11 protein-coding genes and 1 pseudogene are annotated in these 12,687 nt (G+C 64.5%); 5 read left to right on the top strand and 7 right to left on the bottom strand.

The features are described from left to right. Nucleotides 1-2: 2 nt before the first annotated feature. Nucleotides 3-1,091 carry an iron-sulfur cluster carrier protein ApbC gene (gene apbC, locus B3098_RS14925; RefSeq protein WP_175122482.1) on the bottom strand — a complete coding sequence of 363 codons (1,089 nt, stop codon included), beginning with the start codon at nt 1,089-1,091 and terminating at the stop codon, nt 3-5. A gap of 102 nt (nt 1,092-1,193) precedes the next feature. Here apbC and B3098_RS14920 point away from each other — a divergent pair, with 102 nt between their 5' ends. Further along, a complete protein-coding gene (locus B3098_RS14920; protein ID WP_056325207.1) occupies nt 1,194-1,469 on the top strand; it encodes a hypothetical protein in 276 nt (91 codons plus the stop codon). A 228-nt stretch (nt 1,470-1,697) separates the two neighbouring features. Beyond that, nucleotides 1,698-3,797, top strand: a pseudogene (gene metG / locus B3098_RS14915) (methionine--tRNA ligase); the annotation flags it as partial. A 67-nt stretch (nt 3,798-3,864) separates the two neighbouring features. Here metG and B3098_RS14910 read toward each other — a convergent pair. From B3098_RS14910 to B3098_RS14900, 3 genes are all read right to left on the bottom strand, one after another. After that, complete coding sequence (locus tag B3098_RS14910; protein ID WP_175184674.1) at nt 3,865-4,602, bottom strand: sulfurtransferase; 738 nt, start codon at nt 4,600-4,602, stop codon at nt 3,865-3,867. Nucleotides 4,603-4,712: 110 nt separating this feature from the next. Next, nucleotides 4,713-5,510, bottom strand: coding sequence for a DUF4377 domain-containing protein (locus tag B3098_RS14905; RefSeq protein ID WP_376784630.1), 798 nt, complete (start codon nt 5,508-5,510; stop codon nt 4,713-4,715). 33 nt (nt 5,511-5,543) lie between these two features. Continuing rightward, nucleotides 5,544-6,074, bottom strand: a complete 531-nt coding sequence (locus tag B3098_RS14900) for an META domain-containing protein (protein WP_286897378.1) — start codon at nt 6,072-6,074, stop codon at nt 5,544-5,546. A 306-nt stretch (nt 6,075-6,380) separates the two neighbouring features. Here B3098_RS14900 and B3098_RS14895 point away from each other — a divergent pair, with 306 nt between their 5' ends. Further along, nucleotides 6,381-7,532 carry an acyltransferase family protein gene (locus B3098_RS14895; protein WP_279974451.1) on the top strand — a complete coding sequence of 384 codons (1,152 nt, stop codon included), beginning with the start codon at nt 6,381-6,383 and terminating at the stop codon, nt 7,530-7,532. Here the strand turns inward: B3098_RS14895 and B3098_RS14890 are convergent. Together B3098_RS14890 and B3098_RS14885 are read right to left on the bottom strand one after the other, a co-directional pair. Then, nucleotides 7,513-7,911, bottom strand: coding sequence for a helix-turn-helix domain-containing protein (locus B3098_RS14890; RefSeq protein WP_175137991.1), 399 nt, complete (start codon nt 7,909-7,911; stop codon nt 7,513-7,515). The genes B3098_RS14895 and B3098_RS14890 overlap by 20 nt on opposite strands. Nucleotides 7,912-8,087: 176 nt before the next feature. Beyond that, entirely contained in the window at nt 8,088-8,489 is a 402-nt protein-coding gene (locus tag B3098_RS14885) for a hypothetical protein (RefSeq protein ID WP_279974453.1), read from the bottom strand. Between B3098_RS14885 and B3098_RS14880 the strand changes: the two genes are divergently transcribed. Both B3098_RS14880 and kch read left to right on the top strand, forming a co-directional pair. Then, nucleotides 8,479-9,294, top strand: a complete 816-nt coding sequence (locus tag B3098_RS14880) for a response regulator transcription factor (RefSeq protein ID WP_286897374.1) — start codon at nt 8,479-8,481, stop codon at nt 9,292-9,294. The two genes, B3098_RS14885 and B3098_RS14880, sit on opposite strands and share 11 nt — an antisense overlap. 391 nt (nt 9,295-9,685) lie before the next feature. Next, nucleotides 9,686-10,897, top strand: a complete 1,212-nt coding sequence (gene kch / locus B3098_RS14875) for a voltage-gated potassium channel protein (RefSeq protein ID WP_286897373.1) — start codon at nt 9,686-9,688, stop codon at nt 10,895-10,897. On the opposite strand, the gene B3098_RS14870 is transcribed toward kch, so the two are convergent. Beyond that, on the bottom strand, nt 10,874-12,478 hold the full coding sequence (locus B3098_RS14870) for an EAL domain-containing protein (RefSeq protein ID WP_279974553.1): 1,605 nt from the start codon (nt 12,476-12,478) through the stop codon (nt 10,874-10,876). The genes kch and B3098_RS14870 overlap by 24 nt on opposite strands. Nucleotides 12,479-12,687 lie beyond the last annotated feature (209 nt).

Here is a 12,687-nt window from a genome sequence, read left to right as displayed (position 1 = left end):
CGTCAGGTCGGTTGTTGAACGACGATGGAGGGAAACTTTCCGGCCATGTCGCGCGGAAGCGCCGCAACGCCCGCGGCCAGCTTTCGAGCGATCGCACGGTACAGCGACGCGGCTTCGCTGCCCGCGTCCGACACGACGGTCGGCGTGCCGGCGTCGGTCTGTTCGCGAATGGCAAGCGTCAGCGGCAGGCTGCCCAGCCAGGGCGTCTGGTATTGCTCGGCCATGCGCTGGCCGCCGCCCTCACCGAAGATGTGCTCGGCGTGACCGCACTGCGAGCAGATGTGGATGGCCATGTTCTCGACCACGCCCAGAATCGGCACCTCCACCTTCTGGAACATCTTCAGGCCTTTGCGCGCGTCCAGCAGCGCCACGTCCTGCGGCGTGGTGACAATGACCGCGCCAACGACCGGCACCTTCTGCGCCAGCGTCAGGGCCACGTCGCCCGTGCCGGGCGGCATGTCGACGATCAGGTAATCCAGGTCGCGCCAATTGGTCTGGCGCAGCAGCTGTTCCAGCGCCTGCGTCACCATCGGGCCGCGCCAGATGGCGGGCGAGTCCGCGTCGATCAGAAAACCGATGGAGTTGGCTTGCAGGCCGTGGCCGGTCAGCGGCTCCATGCTCTTGTTGTCCCGGCTTTCGGGACGGCCGGAGATACCCAGCATCGTCGGCACGCTGGGGCCGTAGATGTCGGCGTCCAGCACGCCGACCGTTGCGCCCTCGGCGGCCAGCGCCAGGGCCAGGTTCACGGCGGTGGTGCTCTTGCCCACGCCGCCCTTGCCGGAAGCGACCGCAATAATGTTGCGCACGTTGGGCAGCGGCTTCAGGCCCTTCTGCACGGCGTGCGCGGCGACTTTCCAAGTGACAGTGACTTGCGCATCGGGCGCGCCCGCTTGCGCCAACGCACGCACGGCGATGTCGCGAATCTGGTCGCGGACGGCGTCGGCGGGATAGCCCAGCTCCAGCGTCAACGCGACGCGGCCGCCGGCCAGTTGAATGTCACGATCTTTTACAGAAACGCCCAAATCCAATCCGGTATTCGGGTCTTGCGCGGCGCGCAGTGCGGCGCGGATGTTTTCTATCGTTATACTCATGTCACTATGGTTCCGTAGGCAGCGCGGCGTCTGCGGGCCGCCATCCCCTAAAGGATAGCGGATACACGGGAACCTTTCGCTGCGTTTTGCATCCGACCATTCATGACCAACACACTTATCCGCTTCTTTCGTGCCGTCTTATTCGCCGCCCTGGCCTTGATCGGCATGGCGATGGCGCTGGTGTTCATGCTTTCCACGGCATTCGCCGTGGCGATCCTTTATGTGGTCGCCAAGGTGCGCGGCAAGCCCTTCGGCGTTCGCGCCTATTGGAGCCAGCGCCAAGGCGCCCGCCCTGGACCCTTCCAGTCCGCCACTGCCCCGTTCGCCACGCAACCGCGTGGCGATGTGATTGACGTCGAGGCCCGCGAAATCCGCTGACGGCGGTTTTCAACCTGGCTTGCGCATGATTCCGCGCAAGCCGGCCAATGCGTGCTGCGCTGAAATCGCGCTCATCGCCTGGCCACGCTTCCCTCAACCCGCCTGATTCGCGTCACTGCGATGGGCGGGTTGTGTACTTTCCGGGTCCATCTCCGGAACCCTGTCCGGGACCACATCCGGGGCCGCATCAGCGGCAGGCGCGCGCGCTTGCCCTAAAATGGCCGGCCAAATCCCTTTTCCCCTCAACCTCAGTCGACAACCATGTCTCGCACCCTCTTTGTCACCACTGCGCTGCCCTACGCCAACGGATCTTTCCACATCGGCCACATCATGGAGTACATCCAGGCCGATATCTGGGTTCGTTCGATGCGAATGGCGGGCCACACGGTGCACTTTGTGGGCGCCGACGACGCGCACGGCGCGCCGATCATGCTGAAGGCCGAAAAGGAAGGCATCACGCCGCAGGCGCTGGTTGCGCGCTACGCGGCCGAGCGTCCGCAATACCTGAACGGTTTCCACATCCGTTTCGACCACTGGCATTCCACCGATTCGGCGGAAAACGTCGCGCTGTCGCAGGACATCTACCGCGCGCTCAAGGCCCAGGACCTGATCGAAACGCGCTCCATCGAGCAGTTCTACGATCCGGTCAAGGGCATGTTCCTGGCCGACCGCTACATCAAGGGCGAGTGCCCCAAGTGCCACGCCAAGGACCAGTACGGCGATTCGTGCGAGGTCTGCGGCGCGGTGTATGCGCCCACCGAACTCATCAATCCGTACTCCGCGCTGACGGGCGCCACGCCCGTCCTGAAGTCGTCCGACCACTTCTTCTTCAAGCTGTCCGATCCGCGCTGCGTGGAATTCCTGCAGCAGTGGACCACGGGTTCGAACAAGGCAGGCGCCAAGCATCTGCAACCTGAAATGCTGGCCAAGACGCGCGAATGGTTGGGCGGCGAAGACGGCGAGGCCAAGCTGGGCGACTGGGACATTTCCCGCGATGCGCCCTATTTCGGCATCGAGATCCCGGACGCGCCGGGCAAGTATTTCTACGTCTGGCTGGACGCGCCGGTCGGGTATCTGGCGTCGCTCAAGTCCTATTGCGCGGTCAAGGGCATGGATTTTGACGCCTTGCTCGACCCCAACGGCGACACCGAACAGGTCCACTTCATCGGCAAGGACATCGTGTACTTCCACGCCCTGTTCTGGCCCGCCATGCTGAAGTTCGCCGGCCGCAAGACGCCGGACGCGGTCAACGTGCACGGCTTCATCACCGTCAGCGGCGAAAAGATGTCCAAGAGCCGCGGCACCGGCATTTCGCCGTTGCGCTATCTGGAACTCGGCATGAACGCCGAATGGATGCGCTACTACATCGCCGCCAAGCTGAACGCGCGCGTCGAAGACGTGGACTTCAATCCCGAGGACTTCATTGCCCGGGTGAACAGCGATCTGGTCGGCAAGTACGTCAACATCGCCAGCCGCGCCGCCAGCTTCATCACCAAGCATTTCGACGGCGTCCTGGGTTATTCCGGCGACACCAGCGCGTTGTCCGCTGAATACGCCGAGCAGGCCGAGTCCATCCGCGCCGCGTTCGAGGCCCGCGAGTACAACCGCGCCATCCGCGAGATCATGGCTTACGCCGACCGCATCAACCAGGCGTTCGACACCGCGCAGCCGTGGGTGCTGGCCAAGGGCATCGCCACCGCCGACGACGCGCAGAAGGCCGCGCTGCAGGACATCTGCTCGCGCTCGCTGGCCGGCTTCAAGGCGCTGTCGGTGATGCTGGCGCCGGTGCTGCCCCAGCTGGCCGAACGCGTTGCCCTGGAACTGTTCGGCGCGCAGGCGCCCTTCACGTGGGCCGATGCCTCGGTCCTGCCGCAGCGCGTGGCGCCGTTCAAGCACCTGATGCAGCGCGTCGAACCGCAGATGCTGGAAGACCTGTTCGAGCCGCCCGCCGCGCCCGTCGTGGTGCCCGGCGGCGAGCCGCTGGCCGAGACCATCTCCATCGACGACTTCGCGCGCGTCGACCTGCGTATCGCGCAGATCGTCAATTGCGAGCACGTCGAAGGTTCGACCAAGCTGCTGCGCCTGACGCTGGACGTGGGCGAAGGCCGCCACCGCAACGTGTTTTCGGGCATCAAGTCGGCCTACAAGCCGGAAGACCTGGTCGGCAAGCTGACCGTCATGGTCGCCAACCTGGCGCCGCGCAAAATGAAGTTCGGCGTGTCCGAAGGCATGGTGCTGGCCGCCAGCCATGCGGATGAAGCCGTCGACGCCGGCATCTACGTGCTGGAGCCGTTCCCCGGCGCCAAGCCCGGCATGCGCGTGCGCTGAACCGCGTCACCGCCAATGCAAAGCGCCCGCAAATGCGGGCGCTTTTTTGTTTCTGCGGGAAATCCGATCAGGCGTTGCTGGGCGCCAGCGCCGGGTCGAGCGAGACGCGCTCGTCGAACACGAAGCACTTGCCTTCGTAGCCGGGGCCGCCCGTTTCCTCGAAGTATTTCAGAATGCCGCCGTCGAGCTGGTAGACGTTTTCGATGCCAGCCTCGTTCATGAAGATGGCGGCCTTTTCGCAGCGGATGCCGCCCGTGCAGAAGCTGACGACGGTCTTGCCCTCGAGTTGCGCCCGGTTTGCCTCGACCGCGGCGGGAAACTGCGTGAAGCGGTCGATGCGCCAGTCGATGGCGTTCTTGAACGTGCCTTCGTCCACCTCGAAGGCGTTGCGCGTGTCCAGCATGACCACGGGCCGGCCATTGTCGTCCACGCCCGCCGCCAGCCAGCGCGCCAGCGTGTGCGCATCGACGCCGGGCGCGCGGCCCGCTGCCGGCCGGATGGCAGGGTGGTTCATGCGGATGATCTCGCGCTTGATCTTGACCAGCAGCTTGCGGAACGGCACGTCGTTGCTGTGGCTGAACTTGACCTCCAGGTCCGCGAACCGCGCATCGGCGCGCAGGCCCAGCAAGAAGGTGTCGATGCCGCCGGCCGCCCCCGCGAGGAACAGGTTGATGCCTTCCCCGGCCAGCAGGATCGTGCCCTTGAGCCCGGCGGCGCCGGCCTCGGCGAGCAGGCGCTCGCGCAACGCAGGCAGGTCATCCAGCGGAACGAATTTGTAAGCGGCGATATTGACGACGGAAGTCATGGCAAAGCGATAGAAAACAGGCGGCGAAGCCCGTAATCATAATCGCTGGGCCATTTGCGCCGCAGAAGGGAATACCGCTGGGCGGCCGGTGCCCAGATCGCCTGCCGTCCCTAGCGGGTGACGACCTGCTGTTCGACCACCGCGTCCAGCACCCAGCGCAGCGGGGCAGCTCCCAAAGTGGCATTCGGGTCATTGATCTCGACCACGCGCAGGCGGTAGTGCACGCCGGGCTGGAAATTGAACCCGGTGATTTCGCCCGGCCAGGCCTGCCAGGGCTGCGAGGCGCTGTCCCGCACCTGATAGCACATGCCGCGGCCACCGGCCGTGTCGCAGGGCACCCGCTCGGCGTTGACGTAGACCAGCTTGGTGGGGCCGCGTTGGCCGCCCGCCACGGGATCCGCGCGGCGCCCGAAGTCCAGCGTGTCGCCGGTGCTGAGCTTCCAGGTCATGCGTTGCGGATTGTTGGCGTTATCGAAGGAACTGGCCGTGATCCGGGTGAGCGACGCCAGGAAATCGTGCTCGAGCGCCATCGTCTGCGGCGCGCAGGCCATGCGGGTCGACACCGGATCGGCGCGCACGATCAACTGGCCATTGGCGATGGTGTACGGCGCGTTGTAGGTATTGCATCCACTGAATCCCATCATCCGGGGCGAACCCTGATCGTGGATGAATGCAGCCGTGATCGGGCGCGTGGACGACGACGGATGCGGCACGGGGCGCAGCGCGCCGCCGGGGAGCGTCCAGCGCGCCAGATCCCAGTTCGTCTGCACCAGGATGTCGGAAGCCGAGGCAGGCTGGAAACGCGGATCCTGGCCATCGGCCGCGCGCATCGGCGGCGACGAGCAGGCAACGAGACCCGCGCACAGCAGGACGGACGCCAGGCGGCGCTGGAAAAGGGATAAGCGCATGCAGGTCTCTCGGATCGTTCAGCGAAGCGGGAATCAGGGGGTCGGCGGATCCTGGCGGCGCTCGAACTCCAGCACGTCGCCGCCCCGAAGATTGAACGTCAGGTGACGCGGCGCGCCGCCGCTATCCAGCGTGAACGTGTCGATGGCGCGCAGCGCGCGCAGGTAGTCGGCTTCCAGCTTTGCGCGCTCGGGCGGCACGCAGGCCATGCGCGTGGTGGCGGGCGCGTCGATGACGAGCTTGTTGCGCTCGAGCTTGTACGTGCCCGTGTAACGGTTGCAGCCGGAGAATCCGTTGACCTGGTATTGCTTGCCTTGCGCCAGGAACGTCAGGCGGATGGGCTCACCGTTGTCGCCGTGCGGAATGTCGCGCAGCGCGCCGCCGGGTTGCGCCCAGCGGACCAATTCCCAGCTCGTCTGCGCCAGCGAATCCTTGCTGGTGGCCGCGCTGGCCGCAGCGGCGCCTTCGGGACGCGCGCCGCCGGTCATGCCGGCGCATCCGGCCAGGGCCGCGGTCAACAGTCCCAGGCAGAGCATTCTGCTGGGCGTGGACATGAAATTGGGCATGAGCAAGCCTCCAATTGATGCGTATCGTCGTAATGTAACCGGCCCGTGCGTCATCACGCGATTTTCTCCGTCTGTCAGCCGTATCCAAAAGATGCACGCTTGAGCCGGAGGTTCTAGCTCCGATGAACGCGGGTTCTGCATCGAATGCCGCATGGCGGGGGTGGGTGGCCGCGAGCAGAATCAATGACAGTTGATGACTCCGGCCTAAAAAGTAATACAGGGAAAGAGGAGCGGAGCCCGCGACAACCGCATGCGCAGTGTCCGGCCCATCGGGGCTGAGAACAATATCGACCGGGGAGATGCGCGATGGGCTTCTTGAGAACCTTACTGGCATTGTCAGTGGTGCTGGACCACCTGGGCGGCGGCTACGCCGATCAGCTTGTCGGCGGCAGGCTTGCCGTGCAGCTCTTCTATGTGATTTCCGGCTTCCTCATTTCCTACGTGCTGACGGCGACGGACCATTATCAGGGCGCCACCGGCAAGTTCTACGCCAATCGTTTCCTGCGGCTTTTCCCGATCTATCTGGCGGTGGCGGCCCTGACCCTGACGGCCCACATCGTCAGCGGCGGCTCGTTCTTCCGCATCTACGAAGCCCTGCCCTTCAGCGCCGAAGTCTTCCTGTTCCTCTCCAACCTCTTCATCTTCGGCCAGGACTGGCTGATGTTCTTCGGCATCCGCGATTCGGCGCTGGCCTTCACGGGCAGCTTTGCGAACAGCGACGTGCCGCTCTACAAGGGTCTGCTGGTGCCGCAAGCATGGACGCTTGGTGTGGAAATGAGCTTCTACCTGGTTGCGCCCTTCATCCTGCGCTCGCCGCGCCGGTTGCTGGCGCTGCTGGCCGCCTCGCTGGCCCTGCGCGCGATCCTGATCTGGACGGGGGTCGGCCGCTCGGATCCTTGGACCTATCGCTTTTTCCCCACGGAGCTGGCGCTGTTCCTGATCGGTTCGCTGTCGCATCAGGTGCTGCTGCCGCGCATGAAGGCCTGGACGCAGCGCGTGAAGCGCCTACCTGAACTCGGCACCGGCATCCTGTTCCTGTATACGGTTGCGCACTTCTCGATCGGCATCAATCCCACCGTGCGCGATGGCCTGGCGGTCCTGCTGTTTGCCGCACTGCTGCCGCTGGCATTCCTGTTCCAATCGCGCCACAAGCTGGACAAGGCCATTGGTGAACTCAGCTATCCCCTGTACATCTGCCACATGCTGGTCATCATGGCGTTCAGCTGGCTGATGCACGATGTGCAGGAGCATCAACCCATGCTGTTCGCCGCCATGGCCATCACGGGATGCATCGGGGTCTCGGCGGTGCTGAACTACCTGATTGCGGATCCCGTGGAACGCCTGCGCAGCCGGCTGCGCACCGATCCCCGCGGCACCGGCGCCGTCGCGCCCGCCGATGTCCGGCCGCGCCCGCAGGTTCCTGCGCAACCGATGGGGACTATTCGCCGCGTGCCTTGATGTAGGCGCCCAGCACCAGCTCGATCTGCCGTTTTTCCTGGTGCGAAAGCCGCGCGTAGGCCGCGTAGGAGATGGTTTCGAAGGGCCAGGCGGGCGGGTCGGGGATTTCGCCCAGTCTGCCCGCAGCAACATGGCCGGACGGCGTGTCGAGCATGGGTCCTTCGCCGGTACTCAGCCACAGGGGGTTGACGCGCAGGGCGCGCGTCAGCTTGATGAGCGCCTCGCTGGACGGCTGCTGGCGCTGTCCGCTTTCGTAGTTGCCAATAGCGCTTTGCGACAGGTTGCTTGCGACCGCCAAGTCTTTTTGAGTCCACCCCTGAAGCATTCTTGCGTTGCGCAGACGATGGCTAAACGTGTCCAATCGATCAACCTGAGACATTAATTTGTATGGTTTTTTTGGATTAAAGCATTTCAAATCTGCGGCCAAATAAAGGGATTAGACCCCAATTTCCGGGCTAATCCATAAATCGCCGCTTGACCCCCCCTGGCCTTGCGCGCATGCTGCCGCGCGCCCTCGCTTCACGCCGCAGTCCGCCCCGTTAAAAGTCATATCTTTCATCGGCTTGCAGCGCCTTGCCCGCCAGTCCCACCGCTGCCGTCGCGCGACGTTGCAGCAAAATCGGAGCAAAAAAAGCCGCATGAGTTTATGGGCAGAAATCGGCCGAAAGAGAAAATAATGTATCGGTAATACATAATATTTTTCTGACGCAAATCGGGGATCAAACGCTGTTTCAATGGATGCCGGACTATTTCCCCCTGGACGGCTGTTACCGTCCGAAACCATAGAAACGTATCTTCACAAAAAAACACGCCCGTGTTTAAATGCAACACAGGCGTGACTCTGGAACGACAAGCGCCGCAACGGCCGGAAACGGCATGGCTCTGCCAGACGTCCGGCTTTTTCAAGGCGCCAGCGCCCCGTCGCGGCGCCTCATTGGAAGCATCAATGAACAACACGCTGGATGTCATTTTTCTTGGCAATGACGACGCCAGGCATGCCAGACTCGTCGAGTCCCTTTCCCACCTGGGATTCAACGTCCGCCGCTGCCACGATCTCGTGGATGTCTACGACCGATTTTCCCGCCGGCCCAGCCCGCTGGTCGTCCTGGAAGCCCCGCTTACCGATGTGCATAACGCCGCCGTGCGTCTGCGCGCCATCGATCGCAGCCTGGGCATCGTGGCCATCGCCCCATTCACCGATCCCGAAAGCCGTATCCGCACCTTGCTCTGCGGCGCGGACGCCTGCCTGCCGCCGGACGTGACCGGCCTGGAGCTTGCGGCGGTGCTGCAGGCGCTGGTGCGACGCGCGGTCGGGCTGGACGGCATGGAGCCGGGCGCGGGCACGGAAGCCATAGAAGAACCGGCCCAGGAAGGCTGGCGGCTGGCAAACAAGGGATGGACGCTCATCAGCCCCAAGGGCCGGACGCTGGGCCTGACGACCGGTGAACGCGATTTTCTGTCGCGGCTGGTGAAGTCGCCCGACCGCAAGATCAGCCGCGACGCCTTTCTGGCCGATGGCGCGGACGAAGCCGACAGCGGCATCACGCGCCGCCGCTTCGTGGATGTGATGATCAGCCGCCTGCGCCGCAAGGCGGCGGCCAATCAGATGACGCTGCCGATCCGTGCGGTCCACGGATGGGGCTACATGTTTGCAGCCGACATCACGCTGGATCTGGACTATCGGGTGTCAACGCCAACCGCGCGCACGGACGGGCAACAAGCCTGGCGCAGCGAAGAAGCGGACGCGAACGCGTCTGCCTGAAATCGCCCGGCGCAAGACCGCCAGGCGAAAAAAACGCGGCGCTGCCCCCGAAGGGTAAGACGCCGCGCTAAAACAACACGTGAACCCGGAGTCATCGGCCGGCACCGATGCCTTCTACCTGGATCACGCGATTCCAACATTCGTGCCTCATACTACTCACGCACGGTCCGACCGTGGCCTGCGCCGGGTCTCTAGTCCCTGCACGGGCTGCAACGTGATCAACGCCTGGCAATGCGTCCACCCGTGCTGCTGGGGGGCGTTACTGCCATATCGGCGGTGTTCCTTCCGGATAGCCGCCTGATGAGGAAAGTTTAGGACCTCGGACGCGTTTCCAGTAATTCTTTGTTGATAGTCTTCCATACCAGATTGATATAGCAAGCCCCTCCCCTCCATGCCCCTGCCCCAGCCATCCCTGCGCCATCGCCTCCGCAAGATACTGGCGTTTTTCCCGCCGAACTGGTGCCTTGCCATCCTGGTGGCGCTGGACGGATACGCGTTCATGCACCCGGTGCTGCGCGAAGTCCGTGCCCGCGAGTATTCGTTCTGGCTCGCGCTGGACAACTGGCACGAGATCATGCGCGTGGTCGGTCTGCTGGAGATTCCACGCCTGGTGCTCGGCGTCGGTTTGCAGGTGATCGCGCTGGGCTTGATCCTGAAGGCGCGCATCGCGTGGGCGTTCTCGCTGGTGCTGCTGATCGGCATCGGCACGTTCGCCATCATGGGCGACGGGGGCCGCGCGGGGCTGGGCATCTACACGCTGGTCTTGGTGATTGCGCTGGTGGCGTACTGGCGGCGCTTTGACCGCGCCAGCGTGACGGCCGGGTCGCTGTTTGCGCTGGTCAGCGTGCTGTCGCTGATGATCTACGCGGTGTTCGGCACGCTATACCTGGGCAACGAATTCAACCCGCCGATTCTGGACGCGAGCACCGCGCTGTACTTCTCGATCGTCTCGATGTCCACGGTGGGCTACGGCGACATCGTGCCGCATAGCGGCACGGCGCGCCTGTTCACGGCGTCGATTATCATCCTCGGCATTACCGTGTTCGCCACCTCCGTCAGCGCGATCGCCGGACCGGTGATCGGCGGCAATCTGAAACGGCTCGTCAAAGGCAGGTTTTCTTCGGCCATGAGAAAAAACCACATCATCATCGCCGGCGCGACGCCCCTCGCGCTGAGCGTCTACCAGGGCCTGCGCAGCCGCAACGAAGAAGTCACCGTCATCGTGCCAACGGGCATGGCGCACGACTATCCCGCCGCCGCCGACCTGATCGAAGGCGACCCCTCCAGCGTGGACGTGCTGCACGTAGCGGGCGTGGCGCGGGCGCGTTATGTACTGGCGCTGCGCGACGACGACGCAGAAAACGCATTCATCGTGCTGGCCGCAAAGGAAGCGACCGGCGCGGACGGCGCCAAGACGGTGGCGCTGGTCAACACCAGCAAGCATCTGGAGAAGATCCGCCGGGTGCAGCCCGATCTGGTGTTTTCGGTGCAACTGCTGGGCGCGGAAATGCTGACGCGCGCGATCAACGGCGAACCCATGGACAGCCAGGCCATCACGGATCTGTTCTTTGCCAAGCCGTCATCCAACGCCAAGACCACTTGAACGCGATTGCGGCTCGCCCACCGGTGCGTTCGGTGGCACGTGCCCGGCGTACCACGTCACGAACTGATCCGACGGCATGGGCCGCGCAAACAGGTAGCCCTGGATGAACGCGACGCCGCGCCCGGTGAGATAGCGGAACTGCAGATCCGTTTCAACGCCTTCGGCCAACACCGCCAGGCCCAGGCGATGCGCAAGCGTGATGATCACGTCCAGCACTGGCGCGTCTTCGCCAGTGGGTTCGATGGCATGCACGAAGCCCTTGTCGATCTTCAGATAATCCACTGGAAATCGCTGCAGATACGACAGCGAGCAGTGGCCGGTGCCGAAGTCGTCGATGGCAACACGCACCCCCTGCTCACGCAGCGTGTCGATGTTGCGCCGCGCCTGGCCGTCATCGGTGATCAGGCTGCGTTCGGTGATCTCCAATACCAGGGTCGGGTCACGATGGGCGATGTTGGCGGCGAAGCGCTCGACGTCGGTGGTGAACTCGGCGCATGACAAATGCTCGGCGGCAATGTTGACTCCGACGTGAAACCCCGGCGGCGTGGTCCAGCCGCGCATGTCGCGTTCGATCAGCGTAAACAGATGGCGCGTCAGCGGGGCGATCATGCCATCGGCCTCGGCCGCCGCAATGAAGACGTCCGGCCGCACGGATCCCACCCCGGGCCGCTCCCAGCGCAGTAGCGCCTCGACGCCGCTGCACTGGCCCGTTGCATGACCGTACACGGGTTGGTAATGCACCCTGAATTCATCAGCCCGGATCGCGCGGCGCAACTGCTCTCTGAAGGAACGGCGGTTCGCCTGCTGGCGGTACGCCACTACGGCCAGACCGAGTCCGAGCAGCGCGGCGGCGGGCAGGTAAGTCATCATCAATTGCTGCCACGCCTGCACGACGGCTTCAGCCGGCGCATTGACGCGAATGGTCAGCGGTGTGGGCCCATCGTAGCCCGTGGTCTCGTGGTAGACCAGCTCGCGCGACGCTCCCGCCGCACCCTTGAAATCGTTGTGGATGAACGCCCCGCCCTCGCCTACCTGCAGTTCGATGCGGTAATCGCGCAGGCTTGCCACGGCGTCCAGCAGATCCTGCACGTACCGTCCGTCGACCACCACGACGCCGCTGTGTCCCTCGGCGCCGGGCCGGCCCAGGAGGATCGCCGGCCGTTCGGGCGCCAGCGGCGAGCCGGTCACGGTAAAGCGCCAGCGGTCGGGCGGCTGGTCGGATACCCACTTGCGAAACTCCGAGACCGGATAGTCGATCTTGCCGACCGCCGACGAACAATAGATGCGATCGCCGCGGACCAGGAACAGGGACCGCAGATACGGGTTCAGTGCGCCCCAGCGTTGCAGGTCGGGCAGCGCTTCGTCGCAGGACAGCGCCGTCAGCGCCGCCACCCGGTCCGCCAGCGTCCACGTCTGCGTCAGGACGTGCTGCGTCTGCACCCGCACGATGCGCGCGGCCGACTCGGCTTCAAGGCGCTGTTCCTTCTGCGCGTGCCACCACGTCCAGGCGACGCAGGCGATCACCGGCAGCACCAGCGCCAAGGCCACGGGCAGATAACGCCACGAGGGAACACGATCCATCAGGCCTGGTGTCGGCAAGGGGTCTCCGCGGCAGTGGGGGCCATTAGTACAGCTGCATCGTTGCGATGGGACACCATGTGCGGCGCTGCGTCAAGAACTGCGTGTGCGCTTGCGCCTTGCGCAAGGTTTGCGTCCGCAACGCTGGCCGTACCGCCGCTCGCTGGGCTATCGTTGACGGGCAAGCCCCTCTGCCGACGGCATGAGGCTCG

Source organism: Achromobacter sp. UBA2119 (assembly GCF_002331005.1).
Classification (GTDB): domain Bacteria; phylum Pseudomonadota; class Gammaproteobacteria; order Burkholderiales; family Burkholderiaceae_B; genus Achromobacter; species Achromobacter animicus.
This window is presented reverse-complemented; position numbering and strand designations above follow the sequence as displayed.